Origin of the sequence: Bacillus pfraonensis (genome assembly GCF_050768835.1) — a bacterium.
Classification (GTDB): domain Bacteria; phylum Bacillota; class Bacilli; order Bacillales; family Bacillaceae_G; genus Bacillus_A; species Bacillus_A pfraonensis.
In genome coordinates this window covers 314,372-339,684 of sequence record NZ_JAHCDO010000003.1, presented here as the reverse complement: position 1 = coordinate 339,684, position 25,313 = coordinate 314,372, and the positions used below count along the sequence as shown (strand labels likewise).

The 25,313-nt window shown below is 37.8% G+C and carries 21 protein-coding genes, 1 pseudogene and 1 riboswitch; of the genes and pseudogenes, 16 read left to right on the top strand and 6 right to left on the bottom strand.

Going from position 1 to position 25,313, the window contains the following annotated elements; translation table 11 throughout:
- Positions 1-139 precede the first annotated feature (139 nt).
- Positions 140-2,068, bottom strand: a complete 1,929-nt coding sequence (locus KFD70_RS04285) for an LTA synthase family protein (RefSeq protein WP_336451625.1) — start codon at positions 2,066-2,068, stop codon at positions 140-142.
- A gap of 695 nt (positions 2,069-2,763) precedes the next feature.
- Here KFD70_RS04285 and KFD70_RS04280 point away from each other — a divergent pair.
- The 4 genes from KFD70_RS04280 (at position 2,764) to thiC (ending at position 8,249) form a co-directional block, all read left to right on the top strand.
- Positions 2,764-3,129, top strand: a complete 366-nt coding sequence (locus tag KFD70_RS04280) for a YkvA family protein (RefSeq protein WP_174100393.1) — start codon at positions 2,764-2,766, stop codon at positions 3,127-3,129.
- A 49-nt stretch (positions 3,130-3,178) separates the two neighbouring features.
- Positions 3,179-3,673 carry a metal-binding protein gene (locus tag KFD70_RS04275; protein ID WP_336451712.1) on the top strand — a complete coding sequence of 165 codons (495 nt, stop codon included), beginning with the start codon at positions 3,179-3,181 and terminating at the stop codon, positions 3,671-3,673.
- A gap of 388 nt (positions 3,674-4,061) precedes the next feature.
- Positions 4,062-5,723, top strand: a complete 1,662-nt coding sequence (gene lldP / locus KFD70_RS04270; protein ID WP_336451626.1) for an L-lactate permease — start codon at positions 4,062-4,064, stop codon at positions 5,721-5,723.
- Between the two features lie 232 nt (positions 5,724-5,955).
- A riboswitch (TPP riboswitch) is annotated at positions 5,956-6,071 on the top strand.
- A gap of 417 nt (positions 6,072-6,488) precedes the next feature.
- On the top strand, positions 6,489-8,249 hold the full coding sequence (thiC, locus tag KFD70_RS04265; RefSeq protein ID WP_336451627.1) for a phosphomethylpyrimidine synthase ThiC: 1,761 nt from the start codon (positions 6,489-6,491) through the stop codon (positions 8,247-8,249).
- Positions 8,250-8,418: 169 nt separating this feature from the next.
- On the opposite strand, the gene KFD70_RS04260 is transcribed toward thiC, so the two are convergent.
- The gene (locus tag KFD70_RS04260) at positions 8,419-9,444 is read right to left on the bottom strand and encodes a cytochrome d ubiquinol oxidase subunit II (RefSeq protein ID WP_336451628.1); all 1,026 of its coding nucleotides are present in this window, start codon (positions 9,442-9,444) and stop codon (positions 8,419-8,421) included.
- A complete protein-coding gene (locus tag KFD70_RS04255) occupies positions 9,437-10,792 on the bottom strand; it encodes a cytochrome ubiquinol oxidase subunit I (protein ID WP_336451629.1) in 1,356 nt (451 codons plus the stop codon). Before KFD70_RS04255 ends, KFD70_RS04260 begins: the two co-directional genes overlap by 8 nt.
- 274 nt (positions 10,793-11,066) lie before the next feature.
- Between KFD70_RS04255 and KFD70_RS04250 the strand changes: the two genes are divergently transcribed.
- From KFD70_RS04250 to KFD70_RS04240, 3 genes are all read left to right on the top strand, one after another.
- The gene (locus KFD70_RS04250) at positions 11,067-11,210 is read left to right on the top strand and encodes a hypothetical protein (RefSeq protein WP_033664840.1); all 144 of its coding nucleotides are present in this window, start codon (positions 11,067-11,069) and stop codon (positions 11,208-11,210) included.
- A gap of 108 nt (positions 11,211-11,318) precedes the next feature.
- Positions 11,319-12,404, top strand: a complete 1,086-nt coding sequence (locus KFD70_RS04245; protein WP_336451630.1) for a transcriptional regulator — start codon at positions 11,319-11,321, stop codon at positions 12,402-12,404.
- A gap of 470 nt (positions 12,405-12,874) precedes the next feature.
- Complete coding sequence (locus KFD70_RS04240) at positions 12,875-13,699, top strand: class C sortase (RefSeq protein WP_336451631.1); 825 nt, start codon at positions 12,875-12,877, stop codon at positions 13,697-13,699.
- A gap of 17 nt (positions 13,700-13,716) precedes the next feature.
- Here KFD70_RS04240 and KFD70_RS04235 read toward each other — a convergent pair whose 3' ends face one another.
- Both KFD70_RS04235 and KFD70_RS04230 read right to left on the bottom strand, forming a co-directional pair.
- Positions 13,717-14,865: an acyltransferase gene (locus KFD70_RS04235; protein WP_336451632.1), complete on the bottom strand. Its 1,149-nt coding sequence runs from the start codon at positions 14,863-14,865 to the stop codon at positions 13,717-13,719.
- A gap of 345 nt (positions 14,866-15,210) precedes the next feature.
- A complete protein-coding gene (locus tag KFD70_RS04230; RefSeq protein WP_336451713.1) occupies positions 15,211-16,428 on the bottom strand; it encodes a dicarboxylate/amino acid:cation symporter in 1,218 nt (405 codons plus the stop codon).
- 481 nt (positions 16,429-16,909) lie between these two features.
- Here KFD70_RS04230 and KFD70_RS04225 point away from each other — a divergent pair.
- The 9 genes and pseudogenes from KFD70_RS04225 to chbG form a co-directional block, all read left to right on the top strand.
- Positions 16,910-17,631 (top strand): annotated as a pseudogene (locus KFD70_RS04225) (PTS sugar transporter subunit IIC); the annotation flags it as partial.
- Between the two features lies 1 nt (position 17,632).
- On the top strand, positions 17,633-17,950 hold the full coding sequence (locus tag KFD70_RS04220; RefSeq protein WP_336451633.1) for a PTS lactose/cellobiose transporter subunit IIA: 318 nt from the start codon (positions 17,633-17,635) through the stop codon (positions 17,948-17,950).
- A gap of 132 nt (positions 17,951-18,082) precedes the next feature.
- A complete protein-coding gene (locus KFD70_RS04215; protein ID WP_336451634.1) occupies positions 18,083-18,532 on the top strand; it encodes a LytTR family DNA-binding domain-containing protein in 450 nt (149 codons plus the stop codon).
- A gap of 4 nt (positions 18,533-18,536) precedes the next feature.
- The gene (locus KFD70_RS04210) at positions 18,537-18,950 is read left to right on the top strand and encodes a DUF3021 domain-containing protein (RefSeq protein ID WP_336451635.1); all 414 of its coding nucleotides are present in this window, start codon (positions 18,537-18,539) and stop codon (positions 18,948-18,950) included.
- A gap of 484 nt (positions 18,951-19,434) precedes the next feature.
- Positions 19,435-19,737, top strand: a complete 303-nt coding sequence (locus KFD70_RS04205; protein ID WP_336451636.1) for a PTS sugar transporter subunit IIB — start codon at positions 19,435-19,437, stop codon at positions 19,735-19,737.
- Positions 19,738-19,754: 17 nt separating this feature from the next.
- Positions 19,755-21,062 carry a PTS cellobiose transporter subunit IIC gene (gene celB / locus KFD70_RS04200; protein WP_336451637.1) on the top strand — a complete coding sequence of 436 codons (1,308 nt, stop codon included), beginning with the start codon at positions 19,755-19,757 and terminating at the stop codon, positions 21,060-21,062.
- Positions 21,063-21,244: 182 nt separating this feature from the next.
- Positions 21,245-21,568 carry a PTS lactose/cellobiose transporter subunit IIA gene (locus KFD70_RS04195; RefSeq protein ID WP_241818773.1) on the top strand — a complete coding sequence of 108 codons (324 nt, stop codon included), beginning with the start codon at positions 21,245-21,247 and terminating at the stop codon, positions 21,566-21,568.
- Positions 21,569-21,571: 3 nt separating this feature from the next.
- A complete protein-coding gene (celF, locus tag KFD70_RS04190; RefSeq protein ID WP_336451638.1) occupies positions 21,572-22,897 on the top strand; it encodes a 6-phospho-beta-glucosidase in 1,326 nt (441 codons plus the stop codon).
- A 239-nt stretch (positions 22,898-23,136) separates the two neighbouring features.
- Positions 23,137-23,841 (top strand): chitin disaccharide deacetylase, encoded by a 705-nt coding sequence (chbG, locus tag KFD70_RS04185; protein WP_336451639.1) that lies wholly within the window; start codon positions 23,137-23,139, stop codon positions 23,839-23,841.
- A 223-nt stretch (positions 23,842-24,064) separates the two neighbouring features.
- Here chbG and KFD70_RS04180 read toward each other — a convergent pair whose 3' ends face one another.
- Positions 24,065-25,225, bottom strand: coding sequence for a chromate transporter (locus tag KFD70_RS04180; protein WP_336451640.1), 1,161 nt, complete (start codon positions 25,223-25,225; stop codon positions 24,065-24,067).
- Positions 25,226-25,313 lie beyond the last annotated feature (88 nt).

The window sequence follows — 25,313 nt, the reverse complement described above, 5'->3', positions numbered from 1 at the left end:
GACAGAACATTGTTTATAAATCCTATTATAGAGATGTTTCATGAATTTTATGTAAATATTTGGTGAAGATTGTGTAATTTTATCCTGCTAGTGGCGAGCAGTAAGAATCTCGGCTGTAACTAAAAAAAAGACGCTGAGATTACTCAGCGTCTTTTTTATCTTCTTTAATAGCTGTTTTTACTTCGCCCGTTTTAATTTTGTTGCTTTCAGAGAAGCGAAGTAAGTCTCCCTCAATGAGCTTATCAGACATGCGCAGTTCATTTTGAGCACGATCGATCATTGCTTGAGCTTCTTCTTTTGGTACCTCTACGACTTCGCCAGTTGTACGATCATAGAATGTATTGTTTGTATACATATATTTGTCTGTAACAAAACTACCGTCACGAAGAACAACGAATCCTTTATTATCTGGTGAAAATACGTCATGACCAAAACGAACGTCATTGCTTGAATCCACACCAAGTAAGTTTAGAATTGTTGGTTTAATATCAATTTCACCAGTTGGTTTTGAAATTGTTTTACCTTCTTTTTGACCTGGAACATGAATGAACATAGGTGTTTTTTGTAAATTCATATGATCAAATGCTGTAATTTCTTCTTTACCTAAGAATTGTGCCATTGCACGGTTATGGTTTTCAGAAATACCGTAGTGGTCACCGTAGAATACGATAACAGAGTTATCATAAATACCTTCTGCTTTTAGACGTTCAATAAAGTTTTTCAGTGCTTCGTCTAAGTAACGAGCTGTTACCATGTAACGGTCAAATACGCCGTCACCAGAATTATAAGGTTCGATTAATTTTGTATCATCGTCGTACGTAAATGGATAGTGATTGGTTAAACTAAGGAAACGAGTATAGAATGGTTGTTTCACTTGTTTTAACATATCCACTGATTGATTAAAGTACTCGATATCTTTTAATCCCCAGTTTAATTTTGTTTCTGGAGTAATTTTATAGTCAAGCTCGTTGTAGTAACGATCGTAACCAAGTGCTGGATACATAATGTTACGGTTCCAGAATGTTGCGTTGTTTGCATGGAATACAGCTGTGTAATATCCTTGCTGACGCAGAATTTCTGGAGTCGCAGTATATTCATTATTACCGTGTGTAAAGAATACAGCACCACGGTCTAATGGATATAATGATGTATCTACTAAGAATTCAGCATCCGATGTTTTTCCTTGTCCAGTTTGGTGGAAGAAGTTATCGAAGTAATAACTTTCTTTTGCAAATTGGTTTAAGAAAGGTGTAACTTCCTGATCACCGACTTTTGCACCAATTAAGAATGTTTGTAGGGATTCAAGAGAAACGACGATTACGTTTTTCCCTTTTGCCGCACCAAACATATTTGGATCTGGTTTACTTTGTATTGTTTTTACGTAGTTTTCTGTTTCTTGTAATTTGCTACCATCAGCAAATGCTTTTTGTGAACTTGATTTTGCTTGTAAGCCAAGATCATATACTTGGTGAGCATATAAACCTAAGTTTTTCACGAGCATAACGCGGTCAAATGAACGTGTTAATAGCTCTGGGCGCTCAGTTTCTGCAAGACCTAAGTTTGCGAAGAAAATAGCAACCGTTGATACGAAGTATAAAGAACGCATCGGACGTGATACGCGCTCCGTTTTTGCAAAGTTTTTCTTTTTCTTTAATAGAACCGAAAAGATAATAATATCAGCAAATGCAACGATGATTTTGTAATTGAATAGTTCTTTTACACTGGATCCTAGCTGTCCGAAGTTGGATGTTTGCCCAAGTACCGGTAAAGTAACGAAGTCATTGTAGAATCCGTAGAACATTACGTTACCAACAAGAACGATTGTTAAAAGAAAATCAATTCCAAGTGCTATATAATTACGTTTCTTTCCTTTCGCGAATAATGCAAGGCCCACAAGCAGTAATGATGCTGCCAATGGACTAATGAATAAGATAAATTCTTGCATGAAAGATTCAAGTTTCAAATCAAAGCTCGTACGCGTTATGATGTAAGTCTTTAACCATAAGGCCAAAGCAACAAACAAGGTAAAGCGCACATTTTGAAATTGTGATTTTAAAGATTCCTTCATCCATTTCCACCCTTTCTCTATCAGGCTTGGTCGATTTTGGAGCGAAAAATGCTAAAATAAAAAATACATAGTTTTCTTGGCCATGAGTAGAGTTTTCTATATCCCCCATATACGACTTTAACTATGCATACCCTTTTGGTTTCCTGCCAATTCTTTTGTTGATCCATAAGCGTAACGTCATTTCTGTATTATACAACAAAATTCAATTCTTAGAAACACTATAACATTTTACAGTTTTTGTATTTTTTATTGTTGCTGCCAGAGAAAACTTTAACATTGGTTTATATGCTCGTCAACTAGAAAATATAACAAAGATAATAAAGAATAGTAAGAGAAATAGAACATTTTATGTTGAGAAATATTGAGAATATAAAAACCGCTCTTTTAGTTTGGAAGAGAGGATCCGCCAGAGCGTAGAAGCTGTCAGGTTCTTTCTTAGCCCCAAGCCGCATTTAACACAAAGGGAGAAAAAGAGAGCGGAACCTCTTTTGTTTGCATAGCTGTGATTTATATGGTGGAAAAATGATTACGAACACTTGTTCTTTCCTCTGTTGTCTGTTACAATAAATTTTTATTGATAGGTTATGTGTATATTTGATGAACATTTTATTAACTAATGGAGCTAGTTCCTTATTTTTGAAGGTGCATCTACTTTTTTCGTATAATGAAAAAAACAAAACATGGGGGCTCTTTATATGGAACGAAAATTTTCAGTCGAAGCGTTTTGGAATAAGGTGAAACATGTAGCGAAACAAGCGGGACAATCGGTTATTTATGCGAGTTTATTGCTGTTTTACGTTATGCAAAGACCGGATGTTCCAAAGCGAGTAAAAGCAACTATTATTGGAGCACTTGCTTACTTTATTGCTCCAATTGATGCGATTCCGGATTTTTTAGCTGGAATAGGTTATACGGATGATTTAGGTGCATTAACTGCTGCACTTGTGCAAGCGTCTATGTATGTAAACGAAGATGTAAAAGAAAAAGCACAGATGAAATTAGCGGATTGGTTTGGTTCGGATATAGACACATCGTTTATCGATCAAAAATTAGATCAATAGGTGAGAACTGTCAGAAATGGCAGGGCAAACATTAGCGGGGAAGTGTACTATGCCATCAGGAAAAACACATACGAAAATAAACTTACTCTCTCTTCCGATTGTTTTGTTTATGCTTGTTTCGTATGGACTAACAAATTTTGATTTTTTACTCACTTTTGCGATAGGGTTTTTAATCGGCACGTTTTTCTTAACACCAGATTTGGATACTCATAGTAACGCCTATAACAAATGGGGCTTGCTTCGTATTTTTTGGTATCCATATCAATGTGTGATGCCGCATCGTTCTTTCTTAACACATACGATTATAATTGGTGATCTCATTCGTATATTGTATATGCTTCTCGTCTTCTCTCCATTCCTATACATATTAAATAAAACGGTACTAGACGGAAGATTACTTGAGATTGCAAGGGAACATGATGTTGCTTTAACAACATTTGTAATTGGAGTTATTGCTGCGAGTGCACTCCATATTATAGCGGATCGATTGAACACGCGCCGAAAAAAGCTTATGAGACGAAAGAAAAAAAGAAGAAGAAGGTAGAGCACTTGCGAATTGCAAGTGCTTTTTCTTTTTTGTACTAAACGTGTTCATAAGACTTTTAATCAAACGTTTGTTTAAAGTGAAATACGTCAGAGTGACAGGATTTTCAGTCGTTAATCAAACGTTTGTTTAAAATAATGAGGGGAAATGAAATTGACTTTTTTCCTATTATAGGACTTATCCGGAATTGTGATTTAACAAAAAAATTAGAAAATTAGCTTAAAAAATCTTTTTAAATCAAAAATGATATGATAAAGTAGAAATACAATCATTGAAAACGTTTTCCTAAAACGTTTTTTATTTTAGGCTTAAAGGTATGATGACCGGATAGTCTATTGATAGGATTATAAAGGTTTTAAAACAGGGGATTACAGAAAGGGAGAGGACAATGGGGACATGGACACAAGTTTACGATCCGTTTGGTAACATTTGGATTTCGGCAGCGGTAGCACTTATTCCAATTATCTTTTTTTTCTTGGCGTTAGCAGTGTTTCGTATGAAGGGGTATGTGGCAGGTTTTATTACAGTTGTATTAACAATTTTAGTTGCGTTATTTGCGTATAAAATGCCGTTTACAATGGCGATGGCAGCAACTGGATATGGCTTCCTATACGGGTTATGGCCAATCGCATGGATTATTGTGATGTCGGTATTTTTATATAAAATTTCTGTCAAAACAGGACAGTTTGATGTGATTCGTGCATCGGTACTATCGATTACGAATGACCATCGTTTACTCGTTATTTTAATTGGTTTTTCATTTGGTGCATTTTTGGAAGGGGCAGCTGGATTTGGTGCACCGGTAGCAATTACGGCAGCGCTTCTTGCAGGTCTTGGTTTAAATCCGTTATATGCGGCTGGACTTTGTTTAATTGCAAATACAGCGCCGGTAGCGTTCGGAGCAATGGGAATTCCGATTACAGTTGCGGGGCAAGTAACGGGTATTGATGCTCATAAAATCGGACAAATGGCAGGACATCAATTACCATTCTTATCATTATTTGTTCCGTTCTTTATCGTATTTTTAATGGATGGCTTCAAAGGGGTTAAACAAACATGGCCTGCATTATTTGTAGCAGGTAGTTCATTTGCAATTACACAGTTTATTACAGCTACGTTTTTAGGACCAGAACTTCCGGATATTACATCAGCACTTGTCAGCTTAGTGTGTTTAGCATTATTCCTAAAAGTATGGCAACCGAAAGAAATTTATCAATCTAATCAAGCGAACGCTGAAGTGGCAGCGACAACAACTGCGACATCTATGCCAAAATTAACGGCAGGAAAAGTTGTAAAGGCTTGGTCACCATTTATTATTTTGACAGTGATGGTTGTGATTTGGAGTCAAGGATTCTTCAAAGCGTTATTTGCTCCAGGCGGGGCGTTGGAAAGTCTTGTCTTTAAGTTTCAAATTCCAGGTCTGCACAATTTAGTAATGAAGGCAGAACCAATTGTAAATAAACCAACGCCTTATGATGCAGTATTAAAGTTTGATATTCTATCAGCAACAGGAACAGCGATTTTAATTGCGTGTATTATTTCAATCCTTGTACTTAAAATGAGCGCAAAACAAGCAGTTGAAACATTTAAAGAAACATTACAAGAATTAAAAATGCCAATTCTATCTATCGGTTTCGTATTAGGATTCGCATTCATCGCAAATTATTCTGGTTTATCGTCAACACTCGCGTTAGCATTAGCAGGAACAGGTGGATTATTCCCGTTCTTCTCACCATTCCTTGGCTGGATCGGCGTATTCTTAACAGGATCAGATACGTCGGCAAACGCATTATTCTCCAACCTGCAAGCTATTACAGCGCAGCAAGTTGGCGTATCAGAAGTATTACTTGTTGCGGCAAATACAACAGGCGGTGTAACAGGTAAAATGATTTCTCCGCAATCGATTGCAATAGCTTGTGCGGCAGTAGGATTAGCGGGAAAAGAATCTGATTTATTCCGCTTCACAGTAAAACATAGTCTATTCTTCGTAATCATTGTTGGGATTATGACATATGTACAAGCTTATTATTTAACTTGGATGATACCGTAAATAAGAAAAAGATGCCCGGGCGGGCGCGTGCGGGCATCTTTTTTGAGATATCGGCGATTTTTTAAATATATCGACTGTTTCTCTAAATATATCGGCGGAAACTACTAACATATCGACTATTCGACAAAGGATATCGACCAACATACAAAAAACGACACATAAAAATTAAGATTCATTCGTTTGCATTTTTCTGATTATCGTGTATGATAAGAAAGTATTGAAAATTAAATCAGTGATAAACTAGGGGTGCCCAAGAGAAGCTTGGGCTGAGAGAGAAGTGCGAGAACTTCTTAACCCTCTGGACCTGATCTGGCTCGTACCAGCGTAGGGAAGTTAACGGCTTTACATAACGATGTCTTTATGAGCCAGGTCCTTGTTTTACTATGGACCTGGCTCTTTTTATTTTGGCATGCGCTGGCCACAAGTTTAATCTCGTCCTTGTCACATGTAAAGTGGAGCCGACTGTTTAGCCCTGACGGCTAAAGTTCTTCCGTACAGAAAGTGTTTTTTACTTTCTTGTGCGGAAGGTTTTTAGATGTGAAGGGCTAGGAGGCGAAGCTGGATCACAAGAAAAGCGGAGGCGGCTCGTTCAGAATGAGAGGGGGATGGAGCTTCAGCCGAAGAGGCGCAGTTTGCCTCGGCGGAAGAAGCGAAGCCCCCGCCCATTCTAGCCGCTGAAGTAAGAATCGAATTGTCCAGAAGATGGCCCAAGACTCTGAGCAAGTTAGATTCAACTGAAATGATAAAGGGGAGGAAACACAAATTATGAAGCAATCTGTTTCAGCTAAGCAAATTGAATTGAAGTCGAGTTTACCAGGGAGTAAGAAAGTCTATGTTGATGGTCCGCATGAAGGTATGAAAGTGCCGATGCGTGAGATTGCACAAAGCGATACAAATGGTGTACCAAATCCACCAATTCGTGTTTATGATACAAGTGGTCCATATACAGATCCTGAGTACAAAGTAGAGTTGGAAAAGGGAATTCCAACGCCACGCCGTGGTTGGATTGTTGACCGCGGAGATGTAGAAGAGTATGAAGGACGCGAAATGAAACCGGAAGATGATGGTGTGAAAGTTGCATCTAATCATACACCTGTGTTTCCGCAAATGGATCGTAAACCACTTCGCGCAAAAGAAGGTGCAAACGTAACGCAAATGCACTATGCTCGCAAAGGTATTATTACATCTGAAATGGAATATGTTGCGATTCGTGAAGGGGTAGAGCCAGAGTTTGTTCGTAAAGAGATTGCGGAAGGACGCGCCATTTTACCAGCAAACATTAACCACCCAGAAGCAGAACCGATGATTATCGGACGCAATTTCCACGTGAAAGTAAATGCGAATATTGGGAACTCCGCAGTTTCTTCTTCTATCGCAGAAGAAGTTGAGAAGATGACATGGGCAACACGCTGGGGCGCAGATACAATCATGGATCTATCAACAGGGAAAAATATTCATACAACTCGTGAATGGATTATTCGTAATGCTCCTGTACCAGTTGGAACAGTGCCGATTTATCAAGCGCTAGAAAAAGTAAACGGAATCGCTGAAGACTTAACGTGGGAAGTATACCGTGATACGTTAATCGAACAGGCAGAGCAAGGCGTTGACTACTTTACAATTCACGCTGGCGTGCTACTTCGTTACATTCCAATTACAGCAAAACGTACAACAGGTATTGTTTCACGTGGTGGCTCGATTATGGCGCAGTGGTGTTTATTCCATCATAAAGAAAACTTCCTATATACTCACTTTGAAGAGATTTGTGAAATTATGAAACAGTACGATGTTTCCTTCTCTCTAGGAGATGGATTACGTCCAGGGTCGATTGCGGATGCAAATGATGAAGCGCAATTCTCTGAGCTTGAAACACTTGGAGAATTAACGAAGATTGCTTGGAAGCATGATGTTCAAGTCATGATTGAAGGACCAGGACATGTACCAATGCATTTAATTAAAGAAAATATGGATAAAGAGCTTGAAATTTGCCAAGGAGCACCATTCTATACGCTTGGACCTTTAACGACGGATATCGCACCTGGGTATGACCATATTACATCGGCAATTGGTGCGGCGATGATCGGCTGGTTTGGTACTGCAATGCTTTGCTATGTAACGCCGAAAGAACATTTAGGCTTGCCAAACAAAGATGACGTTCGAGAAGGGGTTATTACGTACAAAATTGCGGCACATGCAGCGGATCTTGCAAAAGGACACAAAACAGCGCAGCAACGTGACGATGCACTTTCAAAAGCTCGTTTTGAATTCCGTTGGCGCGATCAATTTAACTTATCTTTAGATCCTGAACGTGCAATGGACTTCCACGATGAAACATTACCAGCAGAAGGAGCAAAAACAGCTCATTTCTGCTCAATGTGTGGTCCGAAGTTCTGTAGTATGAGAATTTCACACGACATTCGTGAATATGCAAAAGAAAATGATTTAGAAACAACAGAAGCAATTGAAAAAGGTATGAAAGAAAAAGCAGAAGAGTTTAAAGAAGCTGGTAGTCACTTATATCAATAATTGAATTTGAGATTTTTCAGGGAGTTTATTTTCTCTCTCCTTCCTTTGTGTTTGAGATGGGGGAAATATGTACTGCTCCCAAACACCTCTTTACTTGATTGATCACATGTACCTAACTTAAATATAGAAGAAGCCCCCTTTGCTAAGACGGTAGCAAAGGGGGCTATTATTATTTTTCCTTTAGGAATGTTCGATCCTTTAAGAATAAATTCCAGAAGAAAATAAAGCCTGGAAGTAAGATGGCGATGCCGATTGCATAGAGGATGAGCAGCGCATAGAATGTTTCTTTCGTTGTAAAGCTTGTAAATACAGTAACATCCGGGTAAATGATATATGGTAAATGCGCGACGCCATAAGCGTAGCTTGCAAATGCATACTGTGCAACAACTGCTAAAACAGCGATGCGCGGCCAGCCAAGTGAATCGTATTTTTTATTTGTCCACCAAAGGGAAGAATACCCGATTACAAATAAAATAATGGAGACTGTGAACCAAGGGAACTGTTTAATTAATCCTTGCATGAGCCAATGTGTTTCTGGATCCATTACAACAAGGGCGATGATGGCCGTAACGAGTGTTGCTGGACCAAGTATGATGGCATTTCGTCTGTAAACACGGTAGGTATCCTCTGAACGCTGTTCTCTCGCAAAGTCAGCTAAAAAAAGAGAGGACAGAAATAACTCAGAAGTTAATCCGAATAACATATACCAATAAATTACTGGACTCGATAAAAGTTTCCCATATAATAGAACTTCTTTTCCGCCAGAGGTCGTAATATAAGCACCTTCTGTAACAGGTAAAACTGTAATTAATAAGGCCGGAATTAAGAGGCCTGTAATACCAGAAATAGAGCGAAGAACATGTTCATATTTGGGTACAGAATAAGCAAACACCATGAATGTACTGCGAATGGCAACGAGAACTAAAATTAATGTTACCGGCACAAACATGACTGTTGCGAGTGTAAAAGCTGCTTTTGGAAAGAAGCCAAGGAATGCAACAACGACAAAGACGAGAAATGTATTTGTTACTTCCCATGTTGGCGATAAATACCGATTGGCAAGTTTTCCAGCTAGCGTCGAGTGCTTCGCGTATGCCATACCCCAAAATCCAGCCCCAAAATCAATGGAGCCTAAAATGCTGTATACGAAGATAATGGCCCATAAGATAATAATCGCAATACTTGCCTCATGCACGAGGATCTCCTCCTTGCTGCACTAAATCATTTTTTAGCGGATGTCTTTTAAAGAACGTCCGCAGCACGAAAATTGTTAACGCGCCAAGTCCGATATACAAAATGATAAATAAAATGAATAAAGGTCCAACAAAGTCAGCACGTGTTGCAGCATCAACTGTACGTTGCATACCATAAATGGTCCAAGGCTGACGTCCACTACAACTGAAAATCCAACCGAATTCAATACCGAGTATCATAATCGGCCCGCATGCAGCAGTTGCCCATAGCAGCCACTTCGGTAACTTTGCTTCTTTTTTTCGATAGATAAAATACCAATATAAAAGGGCAATGGTTGCTACAGCAAAGGTGAATACGGCTGTACCAACCATTAAGTTGAACAGTGTATGTGTATAAAACGGTGGCCATGTTTCTCTTGGGAATTCATTAAGCCCTTTTACAACGGTATTAGGGTCTAAACCAACGAGTAAGCTGAGCATATTCGGAATTTCGAGTGCATAGTTTAGCTCAAGATTTTCAGGATCAACAACTCCACCAATGGATAGGGGAGCATGTGATGTCGTTTGAAATAAAGCTTCAGCTGATGCGAGTTTTTCAGGAGAATGCTCATGTAAGGCGATGGCTGATTCATGTCCAGAAAGCCACATAGTTGCGCCTGTAATAAAGGTAACAACAAGTCCTAAAAATAGTCCTTTTTTATGATAAGCAATCTCCCTTGCGCTCACATTTCGTTTTAATAATTTAAATCCAGCGATAGAAGCAATGACGGCTGCTCCGGTTGCATAAGCTGTAATGACGACGTGAAAAGAGCTTGTGAAAAAGCTGGGATTAAAGAATGCTTTCCACGGGTCAACGTTAAAAACAGAGCCATCGGGATTCATAGAAAAGCCTGCTGGTGTATTCATCCATGTATTTGCTGAAGTAATTAACACGGCGGATGCAGTTGCACCAAGCATGACAAAAAAAAGTGAGATTAATCTCATGAACGGTGGCAATTTATCTGCTGCGTATACGTAAATAGACATAAACAAAGCTTCTAAGAAGAATGCGAAAATCTCAATCTGAAACGGAACAGAAATCACTTGTCCGACAATTTTGGCGAATCCAGGCCAAAGAAGTGAAATTTGTACACCGACGATTGTTCCAGTAGGAATTGCCACACCAAGAAGGATGGCAAAAGCCTTTGTCCACCTTTTTGCCATAACAGCGTAATCTGAATCCTTCTTCCAGTGATATAATACTTCGCTTATAAAAATCATCAAAGATAGTCCGATTCCAAGGGTTGCAAAAATGATATGGAATGCTAGTGATGACCCAAAGAAAGCCCGTGACAATGTAACAGTATCCATAACTCTACTCCTCTTCATTTTTGCCATTATTTTCTGATTGAACTGGAAAATTTATTCAAAAAAATGCCAAATATATATATGTATTTTAAAAACTTAATATGATATTATGATTTTGGAATATTCAGGAAAAATAACGAAAGAAAGGTGGAAATATTTCATTTGTGTTTTAGAATAAAATCTTTTATAATGCTTATGCGAACGTTAGTTCTATTAAGGGAATTTCATTTGTAGAGGGACAAGCTGAAAGTCCACGGGAAACGGAGGGGATGTTTGTATGTATCCTGAAGTCATTAGAAAAATGGCGTTTTCGAAAGAGCATAAAGATTTGTTATTAAAGTTATACAATAAAGAAATTACACGGCGTGAATATGATCATCTTGTACAATCACTGTACCGCCCCACAAAAGAGGCTAATTAACATGTGCAAAGGATAGAAAATGAGGGACAATCTAAAGGATTGTCTTTTTTTATGTTTCTGTATGTTCTATCTAGATTACGGTTAGTCTTATTATAGAGGTGAGGAAATGTGCGGAAGCGTTTGTATATAGGGATTGCGTGTACTTTATTTATCGTGTTAGGTGGAATTGTTTTTTGGACTGCACTACAAGGCAATCGGACAGAACATTTTATTATGAGACATATGATGAACGAGAATGAGACGCTCGCAACATATCGAATAGCTGATTCGAAAGTAGGAACGAATGAGGCAATTGGACGTGAAGCGTTATCAGAATCAGCAGGGTTATGGCTACAATATACGCTTGATATAGACAATCAATCATTGTTTGATGAACAAGTAAAGGTGATCCAAAATTATTTTGTACATCCCGCTTATATTGTTTTATGGAAGATTTCTGAAACAGGGGACAGACAGGCAGCTACGAATGCTCTTATTGATGACCTTCGTATTATCGAACAGCTATATCGTGCCTATGATATGTATAAAGAAGAGCGGTATAAATATTTTGCGGATCAATTGAGTGATGCTGTACTTCGTTATAATAAGAAAGGAAAAAACTATGTTGATTATTATGATGCAGATAATGGAATGCAAAACAACATATTAACGACGTCTTACATAAATCCAAGGGCATTCTCTTATATGAAAAAGTACGGAAAAATTTCAGAAGCGCAGTATCAGGGAGTGATTCAATTTTTAGCGGATTATCCAAGGCAGGGCTGGGCATTTCCGAAAGAATATAAAGAAGATGGCACGTTCACATATGAAAAACAGGTGAATGTAATTGATCAATCGTATGTTGCTTATCATCGTAGTTTAGGAGGAATTTCTTCAGAAGCATATTTAGATTTTATTAAAAAGGCATTCCGCAAAGATGGAAAGCTATATGGTCGCTATAATTTAGAAACAGGGAAACCAGTAGTAGATTTTGAATCACCAGCAGCATATGGGCTAACGATTCTATATGTGTTACAAACGGGAGATATAAAATTTGCTAAGGAATTGTACGAGCGCATGAGTGAATTTCGGAATGACAATGTATTCAGCAGATTTTATGGTGGATATGTAACTGGGAAAGAGAACAATACACATATTTTTGATAATGTATTGCCGTTGTTAGCTGAGACAAAATTGAAAATGGATAAGCGATAAAGTGAAACTTTAATCAGCCCTCACCAATCGGGCCTTTACGGGCAGTAATACTCCCACCTAACTTTTTTGCTCCCGCCGAATTTTGAGGTGAGAGTATTACTGCCCTAAAGTAGCGGGATAAAACTATAGTGGGAAGATTAGAGTGATTACGTTCAAGAAAAGAGAAATCTGTATGCTATATGATAATCTGTTTGTCGAAGTAAGTTGAAACAAAGGAACAAGGTGGTAAGAAAGAATCTTATCAAAGATCGGGAGAGTTAATCAAAGTAATGATTGATGAGCAACATGAAGAAGTTGGAAGTAGAAAACAACAAAAGCGGCTGGGTAATTCTTGCAATAGGACTTGTGGTTTTCAGGAAGAAACCAGCAAAAAACTAAGGTTATAGAGAAATATAGTGATATAATGTGAAAAGAGGAAGAGTAAATGCTTCCTCTTTTTCGACATTTTAGCATATTTAAAGAGGTATTTTATGAAGCGTAATATCATTTTTGGATGTATTTTTTTAGTAGGCCTTAGTATTTTTTTATACCCGACTGTAAGTAATTGGCTCGCGACAAGAGCGCACTATTCTCAAGTTAGCACGTATGATAAAAAAGTAATGGCGCTTAAGAAGGAAGAGATTGAACGCCGAGAAAGAGAAGCAAAGGAATATAATGAAAAGCTTCAAAAAGAGAATCAAACCGTTACAGATCCGTTTAGTGAAAATAAAAATGATGATTCAAGGTCATATGTAGATGTTTTAAATTTAGGAGAAGTAATGGGGTATGTTGAGATACCCAAAATTGATGTGAAGCTTCCGATTTATCATGGAACCTCAGAAGCGGTTTTAAGCCGAGGGATCGGTCATATAGAAAAATCATCTTTACCTGTTGGGGGAGAAGGAACGCATACGATTTTAACAGGTCATCGCGGATTACCTTCTGCCGTTTTGTTTACGGATTTGGATAAGCTAAAAGAGTCCGATGTTTTTTATATACATGCATTGGATAAAGTTCTTGCTTATAAAATTGATCAAGTTAAAGTTGTGCTACCAAATGAAATAGATGATTTAGCAATTGTGAAAGAGCAAGATTATGCCACCTTAATTACATGTACGCCGTACGGGGTGAATACACATAGGCTATTAATTAGAGGGCACCGCGTTCCTTATGATGAGAAGGAAAAGAAAAAAGAAGAGAGTGCTAAGCCGTTTATGATAGATAAAAGGATGGCAGCAGCTTCTGCAGTGATTGCAAGTGGGGTTTTATTTGCTATTTATAAGAGAAGAAAGAAAAAGAAGCAAGCTTCTGAATAGAGAGAAGCTTGCTTCTTTTATTTTTTACTTCTTAATAATGGTAACAACGGAATAAGCGTTGGCCATTTTAAGAAAGGCGCGGGAGAAGGACCTGCAATCCATGTATGGAGTGGAATCGTGCTACATATAACCATTATGATGATAGAGAATATTGCTGTTAGAAGAAATAGCAATAGACTATATACAATTGTATTGGCTTGTATTGTAAATAGAGATAATAATTTCGTAATTAGTTGTAAAAAGAAAAAATGTGCTAAATAGGCTCCGTACGTATAGCTTCCGATAAAACGTAATGTTTTATATAACGCTCCTCGTCGCTGAACAATCATGATTGATAGTGCGTATAGTATTAAAATTTCACATACAATGTACAAAAACATGGATGGCTTTAAATAAGTAGATACAGTAAGGTGAATGGAATCTACACCATAAAAGCTAAATAGTTCATAGTTGATGAATAGGAAGAGAATAAAAAATAAGATTGTTATAAGTGGCATATGCTTCATGACGAATAAACGCCAAGCTGGCAGTGCTACCGCTGCAATTCCTCCCATGACAAAGTAGAATGAATAGAATAGGAATGAACGATCTGTATAATGTAAAATAGCTGAGCTTGTTAGTCGTTCTCCGTTGAAAATATAGTGAGAAGAATACCACATTAACAGAAAATATATGATAGAAAAAGCAGTCATATATTTGTAGATGTCATGCTGATTATGTGTTCGTTTTTGAAACCAATAAAATAAAGTACATAGCAAGGGGAACAGCAAGTGAATTTGAAACATCATAATGACATACCAAAGGTGAAGTGCAGCTGTTCCAAGCAATAGGTTTTTTATTCCGCTTTGCACGGTAACGGACTCCGTTGTTGTAAATAAGTAAATGATAGACCAGAATAAGTAAGGTGCAAGTAGATGTGCCGTTTTTTCGTATATGTATTCTTTATATACCAGTTGTTTTGTATACTGCCGAATTAAATGAAATCCAACGATAAAGATGAATGCTGGCGCTGAAAATTTTGCGAGGTTGAATAGCATTCCAATAATGAGAGATTGTTCGAGTAGAGTATTTCCTTGGTTCATTGTATATAGTAAAGAACTTTGTAAAACAACAGCAAGAAACGCAATGCTTTGCAATACTTTAAATTCTGGGGCATTTTGTGTCATGATCTCCATCTCCTTTTCCATACATGATTATAGTACGAAGGAGAGGGAAGGATTGTGGAAACTTTGTGAAAGTTGTAACAAATTTGTGACGGAGGATGTTGAAGAAGATGGATTAGTGAGATAGATTAGTGAGATAGATTAGTGAGATAGATTAGTGAGATAGATTAGTGAGATAGATTAGTGAGATAGATTAGTGAGATGGATTAGTGAGATGGATTAGTGAGATGGAGAATTAGTAAATGAAATTATATCGGCGTTTCGACAAAGGATATCGACCTTCCGACAAACAACGAAAAAAACAGGGGCTTGTCTGAATGAACTGCCCCTGTTTTTTCTTATTATTTATTATGCAAATTTACTTTTAACCCAGTTCTTACCTTCAACAAGGCGAGCTGTCATTACGGCACAAGCGTTATCTGCTGTTACGTTTAACATCGTTGCTGGCGGGTCAATGATTGTACTAATAGCTGCGATAATTGGTAATGCTTCTGGTGGGAAGCCATATAGAGAAACGATTAACATTTCACCAATCATACCGCCGCCAGGAATTGCGCCCATCACCGTTCCAACTAATAGAGAAACAACAAGAGCGATTGCTAATGTTTTTGGACTTGAGAATTCCATATTGAAAATCCCGAATAGGAAAGCAATTTTTAAAACGCCACCTAAAACAGATCCGTCTTTATGAAGTGTAGAACCAAGAAGGACAACTGTTTCACGAACGTCAGAAGAGATGCCCATTTTTTTCGTTGCTTCTAAGTTTGCTGGAATACTTGCGGCACTACTACAAGTTGCAAGTGATGTAACTGTAGGAGAGACCATGTTTTTCCAAAAGATTTGTACACCTTGTTTGCGTCCTGCAAGGTACGCATAGAATGTAAAGAAGACAAAGAAATATACAAGAGAAGCTGGATAGTATACCATTGCTGCTCTGAAATATGTTCCAAGAAGCTGTGGTCCAAATTCCCCAACTAAGGCTGCGAAGTAAGCAGCTAATCCAATTGGAGCATAGTACATAATGAAAGAAACAACTTTCATTGAAATTTCTGCACCAGATTGTAAGAAAGTAGCGAATGGTTTTCCTTTTTCGCCAACTGCTGAAGTTGCGATTCCCATTAAAATAGAGAAGAAAATAAGAGCTAGCATATTTTCACGAGATAGTAACTTCGAGAAATCTGATACTGTAAGGATGCCAACTATTTGATCAGCAACGCTAATGCTTTTTTCAGCCTTATCAGGTTGTGTTAACTCTAATACAACACCTTGTGCGGGCGGGAATACTTTCACGACAATAATCATAAAAATTGCAGCAATAATACTTGTAAATAAGAAAGTTCCTGCCATACTAGACATAATTTTTCCGAAACGTTTTAATCCATCCATATTGGCAATAGATGAAGCAATGCTAAAGAACACAAGAGGTACAACAATCGTAAACATTAAGTTTAAGAAAATGTCACCAAGCGGTTTTAAAGCAACTGCATCGGTACCCATGAAATAACCAATGAAACCACCAATTAGGATGGAAGATAATAAAATAATTGGAAAGCGATAAGCCTTCATCATATATCTCCTCCTATCTATATAAATCCAAATTAAAAAACGAACATCAAACCATTCTTTTTAGATGGGAGAGTGCATCCGGCCGTGCATAGAAGCGGTCAGTGCCTTTTTTAGCCACATGCCAAGTGAGAACAAAAGGAGAAAACAAGTGGAGATCTTCTTTTGTTTTCATAGCCGCAACTTAGGTGCTTGAAAATCAAAATGAATATATATGTTGGGAAATCAAGTTGGATTTATATAATGTAAAAAATCATACTGAATTATTATAGCGATTTGTGGGGCAGTTTACTAGGAAAATACGGATAGATGGAATAGCGTGAAAACGGAGAAATTTTTGTTTTTATGTGTGGTATACGGTATGAAATCTAAACATATGTATTTGTAATCTAGTAGATACCTAGGTTCATTCCATAAGGAAGGGAAGTGCAATGAATATTTTGCTGCGTGGCGGGAATATCTACGAGTTTACTTGTAACGAAAATGGAAAAGACCGAAGGTGTTAGGGTATCCAGTTAGTGCAACATTTAATATAATGTCTTTAATAGCTACTTTTGGAATCGCTTACAGATTAGGAGAACGATATAAAGTAGACGCATTAGCAGCGGTTATTATTGTCCGTGTACTTTGGGCATGCGGAATTCATGGGGCTGCAATTGTAGGCGGTGTTATGAGCCCGGTTTGGTTATCACTTATGGATCAAAACCGTATTGCTTTTCAGGCGGGAAAAGATATACCTAATACGATAACAGAGCAATTCTTCGATTTATGGATCTATACCGGTGGCTCTGGCGCTACGCTTGCGCTCGTTGTAGCGATGCTATTATTTGCACGGAGTCAGCAATTAAAAAGTTTAAGCCGGTTATCAATTGAGCCAGGTATTTTTAATATTAATGAAATGGTCACGTTTGGAATGCCGATTGTACAGAATCCACTTTTGCTCATTCCATTTATACTTGTTCCAGTCGTTATGACATTTGTTTCTTATTTCGCAATGGAATGGGGGCTTGTTGCTCGGCCAAGCGGTGCGGCAGTACCGTGGACAACGCCAACTCTTTTTAGTGGATATTTTAGATCAGGTGGGAAAGTTTCAGGTGTTGCCTTGCAAATTGTTAACTTTATACTTGCATTCTTGATTTATTACCGTTCTTGAAAATGTGGGATAAACAAAAAGTAGCCGAAGTAAAAGGGGGAGTAGGGAATTAAGATGGATATATTAGAGACGCAAGCTTTTCATTTAATTTTACATGGGGGAAATGCGAGAAGCAGTGCGATGGAGGCCATTGATTATGCAAAGCGCGGAGAATTTCAAGAAGCGGAGGCAAAATTACAAGAGGCCTTGCAAGAACTGCAAGAGGCACATCGTTTACAAACAGATTTAATACAGAGGGAAGCTGGCGGGGAAAAAACAGAGATTACACTGCTCATGGTTCATGCGCAAGATCATTTAATGAATGCGATTACGGTAAAGGAATTAGCGAGTGAATTTGTAGCGTTATATAAAAAAATGTCAGCGAAAGAATGAGACCTTGCGTATGCAAGGTTTTTTATGTTTCAAAAAGAGTCAGTTATGACAAAAACAACACTACTTATGCACCAATCCATTTATTTTTTTGAAATATATGTAAAAATAAAGGTGTAAGGGAGGTGGGAGGCAGTGAAAATTCACCTTGAATTAAATCCATCACAAGATGAAATAGAGATTATTGTTAAAGCAAAAGAAGTGACAGATGAAGTTCAGCATCTTTTAAAAAGGATAGAAGGGGGGAATGTGAAGCAGATTGTTGGAATGTCGAAGCAGCAATATTATTTGTTAGAGCTAAAAGATATTTATTGGTTTTATGCAGAGGATCGAAAGGTAATGGCGCAAACGACGAAAGGAATTCTTGAAGTGAAATCACGTTTGTATGAGTTAGAAACAAAGTTACAGGGTGATCGCTTTGTACGATTTTCAAAGTCGATACTTGCTAACCTGCAGCATGTAACAAGCTTTGAAATGTCTTTTAGCGGCAGTATGTGTGCCCACTTTTCAAATGGGATGAAAGAATACGTTTCAAGAAAATATGTACCGCGTATTAAAGAAGCTTTAAATATAGGAGGAGGTTAGGGAAATGGTTACATTGTTTGATAGAATAGGTGCCAAAGTGATCGCAGGAATGGCGATGGCGATGATATATAGTTTATTGTTTTTAGGAATTGGTTATACAAATGGAATGGATGTATTACAGACAAAGACATTGCTTACTCACCTTGTGGCATCAAATATTGTGGGGATGATTTTCTCATTTGCCTCCTTTGTGTTTGAGAGAGAAGAGTGGAGCATTTTAAGACAAACAATCATTCACTTTATCATCTTACTAGGAACATTCTTACCGATTGCAATTTGGATTGGATGGGTTCCAAATCATCTCGTTCCGATTCTTATTTGCATAAGTAGCTTTATCGTTATTTACTTCATTATATGGTTTACGATGACAATATATTGGAAGAAAAAAATTGAGGGATTAAATAAGCAGTTGAAATAGAGGGATCGAAGCGAAGTAAGCAGTCTAGTGAAAAAAAGAGAGCAGGAACGTCTTTATGTATGGATGCCTACCTACCATCAGTGTTACTTCACTGATGGTATTATTATGATTCAAAGAAATTCCTCTTCATCGTTCATTCATATTAGCTATTTCCCTTATATCACGAACAAATTTGTTTTTTTATGGATTTTTCATGTGGAAAAATAAAATTTATTTATAAAAATATTTTTTTGTTTTTACACACAACTAGACAACTAAACACTAATCTATTTTCATACAGTTATGTGTTATAAGCGTGTTGTTTTATAACACACAATACATATTTTGGGTAACACACTCTTTGAAAGCGGTAACACACAATAGAAACACAGAAAAAAGCGTTAATTTTAGGCGGTTTAAAAAGTTGGCACGCTAATTGCATTAATAAAAGGCGTAAAGAAAAATAAATAACAAAAATAGTTTACATGCATAGGGGGACTTATTAATGAATATTTTACTTTGTTGTTCAGCAGGAATGTCTACAAGTTTACTAGTTACAAAAATGGAAGCAGCTGCAAAGGCTCGCGGGTTAGAAGGAAAGATTTGGGCTGTATCTGGGGATGCAGTGAAAAACAACATTGATGAAGCAGATGTATTATTACTAGGACCACAAGTTCGTTACATGCTTTCTTCTTTGAAAACGCTTGCGGATGAGAAAAATGTTGGAATCGATGTTATTAATCCAATGCACTACGGCATGATGAATGGAGAAGCAGTTTTAGATCACGCATTAACACTTAAAAAATAATTAGGGAGGGAAAGAAAATGCAAAAGTTTATTGCATTTATGGAAAAATATATTGTTCCAGTCGCTGGTAAAATCGGGTCACAACGTCATTTAGCTGCGATTCGTGATGGCTTTATTGCAGTTATGCCACTTATTTTAGTTGGTGCACTGGCATCACTAATTAATGGTTTTCCATCTGAAGCTTTCCAAGATTTCATGAAAGGTTTGTTTGGTGAAACGTGGAAACAAGTTGGCGGTGGAATGTGGACTGGTTCTTTCGCAATTCTAGCACTAATCATAGCATTTACAACAAGTTATAATTTAGCAAAATCTTACGGCGTTGATGGTTTGTCAGCAGGTATTATTTCATTTGGTGCGTTAATTATTCTTACGCCAACAACACCGAAAGAAGGCGGATTGAACTTAGCTTGGACAGGTGCACAAGGGTTATTCGTAGCAATTATCGTGGCACTCCTTGTTACTGAAGTATTCCGTTTCTTTGTACAAAGAGAAATTACCTTTAAAATGCCCGATGGAGTACCACCGGCAGTTTTAAGATCTTTCGCAGCTTTAGTTCCTGCATTTGTTATCTTAACAGCAGTTGCAGGTATTCAATTAGCGGTGAAATTAGCTGGTACAAGTGTTCATGAGTTTATCTTTAATACGATTCAACTACCATTGCAAAGTTTAGCAGGGACATTACCAAGTGCAATTGTCATTGTATTCCTTGTTCATCTTCTTTGGTTCTTCGGTTTACATGGTCCAAATATCGTTGGTGGTATTATTGAGCCATTATACTTACCGGCATTAGAGAAAAATATTAATTTATTCAAAGGTGGCACATCTGCATTTGATGTTCCAAACATTGTTACAAAACCATTCTTTGATACTTTCGTATATCTTGGTGGTTCTGGTGCAACATTAGCGTTCTTAGTAGTGGTATTACTTGTAGCAAAAAGTGCACAATTACGCGGTGTATCTCGCTTATCAATTGGACCAGGTGCATTCAATATTAACGAACCAGCAATCTTTGGTACACCAATTATTTTAAATCCAATTTTATTCTTACCGTTTATCCTAACACCAATTGTATTAGTAATTACTTCTTATACAGCTATATCTATTGGCTGGGTACCAAAAACAGTTGTGATGATTCCATGGGCAACACCACCAATCATTAGTGGTTATCTTGTAACAGGTGGACATATTTCAGGTGCAATTCTACAGTTATTCAACTTTGTAATTGCAATGGTCATTTACTATCCATTCGTTGTATTATGTGACCGTTCTATCGTTAAAACTGAAAAAGCTGCAGCACAAGGAAATAATCAATCTGTACCTATGTAATATATGATTGTTCTCACGGGTGAAAAGATCCCGTGAGAACAATAACTTTATATCTTGTTCAGAAAGATGGCATACATCTAGAAGAACACCAAAACCAATTTAAGAAAATAATATTTTTATAGACACGTTCAAACTGAAGAGGTATTTCAGGTCGGTTGAACTATATAGAGAGGGCGGTAATTATGATGACTACAGCAGAACAAATTCCATTCCAATTAATTTTACACAGCGGTAACGCAAGAAGCTACGCGATGGAAGCTTTGCAATATGCAAAACAGGGGAAATTAGAAGAAGCAGATGAAGCGATGACAAAAGCGAAAGAAGCGATTAATGAAGCACATCATTTCCAAACAGAGCTCATACAATCAGAAGCAAGAGGAGAAAAAACAGAAATTAGTGTTCTTTTAATTCATGCACAAGACCATTTAATGAATTCAATGACTGTGAAAGAATTAGCAGCGGAATTTATCGATCTTTATAAAAAGCTTGATGCGAAAGGGGAATAAGGTATGAGCGGAATTAAAATTGCTACAATCGGCGGTGGATCTAGTTATACACCAGAGTTAATTGAAGGATTTATTAAGCGCTATGATGAACTACCAGTTCGTGAAATTTGGTTAGTAGATATTGAAGCTGGAAAAGAAAAGTTAGAAATTGTTGGTAACTTAGCAAAACGTATGGTCAAAAAAGCTGGTTTACCAATTGATATTCATTTAACACTTGATCGTCGCGCGGCACTTAAGGATGCTGAATTTGTAACAACACAGCTTCGCGTTGGTTTATTAGAGGCACGCGCGAAAGATGAAGCAATTCCATTAAAATATGATGTGATTGGTCAGGAAACGAATGGTCCTGGTGGTTTATTCAAGGCATTGAGAACGATTCCTGTTATTTTGGATATTTGTAAAGACATGGAGGAGCTTTGTCCGAACGCTTGGCTGATTAACTTTGCAAATCCAGCTGGTATGGTAACAGAGGCTGTACTTCGTTATACAAGTATCAAAAAAGTAGTGGGATTATGTAACGTTCCAATTGGTATTCGTATGGGACTTGCAAAGCTACTTGAAGTAGATGCAAGCCGTGTACATGTTGACTTTGCTGGTTTAAATCATATGGTCTACGGATTAGATGTGTATTTAGATGGAGTAAGTGTGATGGACCGTGTATTAGAACTTGTAACAGATCCAGAAAAGCAAATCACGATGGAAAACATCGCTGCGCTTGATTGGGAGCCAGATTTCATTCGCGGACTTCGTGCAATTCCATGTCCATATCATCGCTACTACTATAAAACACGTGAAATGCTAGAAGAAGAAAAACAAGCTTCTATTGAAAAAGGCACACGTGCAGAAGTGGTGAAACAATTAGAAGATGACTTATTTGAATTATACAAAGATCCGAATTTAGATATTAAGCCACCGCAATTAGAAAAACGCGGAGGAGCGTACTACAGTGATGCAGCATGTAGTTTAATTACGTCTATTTATAATAATAAAGGTGATATTCAACCTGTTAATACAAGAAACAACGGTACAATTGCAAGCTTGCCGCATGATTCGGCTGTTGAAGTAAACTGTATCATTACGAAGGATGGTCCAAAGCCGATTGCGGTAGGTGATTTACCGGTTCCTGTTCGCGGTTTAGTTCAGCAAATTAAATCATTTGAGCGTACGTCAATTGAAGCTGCTGTTACAGGTGATTATCATAAAGCGCTGCTTGCTATGACAATTAACCCACTTGTACCATCAGATAAAGTAGCAAAACAAATTTTAGATGAAATGTTGGAAGCGCATAAAGAATATCTTCCGCAGTTCTTCAAAAAGGTAGAGAAATAAAAAGCGGCGCTTATAAAGCCCGCTTTTTTCAATTTATATAAATATAAATTGAAAAAACAACATAAAACCTTTTTTAGGGGGAAGAGAGGATCCGCGATGCATAGAAGCGGCCAGTGCTTTTTTAGCCCCATGCCAAGTTAAAACAAAAAGAGAAAATGAGTGTAGGTCATATTTTGATTTTCATAGCAGCGGAGTATATGTTAGTAAATCAAGATGGATATATAGTAGGAGGGAAAATCATGATTCGATTAATTGTAAATGCAGATGATTTTGGACTTACAGAAGGTACCAATTACGGCATTATTGAAGGCCATGTAAATGGGATTGTGAATTCTACGACGATGATGATGAACATGCCAGGAACGGAGCATGCAGTACGCTTAGCGAAAGAATATAAGACATTAGGAGTAGGAGTGCATCTTGTCTTAACGGCGGGAAAACCTCTTCTTACAGAGGTTCCGTCTCTTGTAAGTGAAGATGGATTGTTTCATAAGCAAAGTGTAGTAAGAGAAGGAAACATAAACCCTGAAGAGGTTGAAAGAGAATGGACCGCTCAAATTGAAAAGTTTCTATCTTATAGATTAACACCAACGCATTTCGATAGCCATCATCATGTGCATGGTTTACAGATTTTGCACGATGTTTTGAAGCGATTGTCAGAAAAATATAATGTACCAATCCGTCGCTGTGCTGAAGAGAGGGCAGTGTGTCCATTTTCTGATGTGTTTTATAGTGACTTCTATAGCAATGGTGTGCAGGAAGATTATTTTATTAAATTAAAAGAGCGTGTGCAGGATGGAAAAATAGTAGAGGTAATGGCGCACCCTGCTTACATTGATCCAGAGCTTGTGAAGCGTTCTTCCTATGTAATGGATCGTGTGAAGGAACTACAGATTTTAACGGAAAGTGTTTTACCAGAAGGAATAGAACTTGTGAGATTTTAATGTATAGGAAGATTTAAAAAACTTTCTTTTTGGATGGAAGAGAGGATCTGCTCATGGATAGGGGCGGTCAGATCCTTTTCCTGCCTCATGCCAAGTTAAAATGAAAAGAGCAAGTGAGAGGGAATCTTTTTTTGGCTGTATAGCCGTGACTTGTGCGCTTGAAAATCAAAATGGATGTATATAGTACAAAAAGACGGTTTAGTAAAACCGTCTTTTTGTATGGCTAGATAATAGAAAGGATATAGCCGCTTAAAGCGCCAAGAACAACAACGATCCATGGTGGTGCTTTCCAAAATGCTAATAGGCAAAAGAGGAGAGAAGCGACGACAAAGTCAGCCGTACTTATGATGGAGCTTGTCCAAATTGGGTTGTAAAAAGCAGCTAGTAAAATACCAACAACAGCAGCATTAATACCAAGTAGTGCACCTTGTACATAAGACAAGCGTCTAACTTGATCCCAAAATGGCAGTACGCCAATGACAAGTAAGAATGCCGGGAGAAAAATAGCAATTGTCGCAAGAGTAGCTCCTAGTGTCCCGCCTAGTATAGTTCCTATATAAGAAGCGAATGTAAAGAGGGGACCTGGAACAGCTTGTGTTAAGCCGTATCCTGCTAGAAACTGCTCTTTTGTCATCATGCCATTTAATACAAATTCATTTTCAAGAAGAGGAAGAACGACGTGTCCTCCGCCAAATACAAGTGAGCCAGAGCGATAGAAACTATCAAACAGGGCAATCCAGTGCGAGAATGGTCGTAATATTGGTAGTAAGAATAATAAACTGAAAAATAGTAAGAGACATATGGTACCTGCTATACGCGAAACAGGAATATGCGTTTTGTTAACAGGTGGAATTTCATGTTTACGATATAAGAACCAGCCAATAAGGCCAGCGAGTAGAATGAGCGTAACTTGCGTCCAAGCACTTGGAAATAGTAATGCAAGTGCCGCTGTAGTAATGGCAATGGTTGCTCGGTTTCGGTCTGGTGTTAGTTTCTGCGCCATTCCCCATATTGCATGAGCGACAATCGCGACTGCTACAAGTTTTAATCCATGAATCCATCCAGCATTTTCTACATGGAATTGTTGGAGTAGTGAAGCGAAAAAGACAAGAACAAGAACGGATGGGAGTGTAAAGCCTGCCCAGGCAACGATAGCACCAAGGAATCCTCCGCGGGATAAACCGATGCCAATTCCAACTTGGCTACTTGCAGGACCGGGGAGAAATTGACAGAGTGCCACTAAATCGCCATAACTGCGTTCATCCATCCATTTTCTTTTTTTGACATATTCGTGATGGAAGTAACCAAGGTGAGCGACAGGCCCTCCAAAAGAAGTAAGTCCTAGTTTAAGTGATACGAGAAAAATTTCTACAATTGTTTTCAAGAGAACCTCCCAAAAAAATTTTTATTCTACATGCATTATACAAGGAGCACCTAGGCAAAAGGAATGGTTATGATGTAATGTTTTTGTA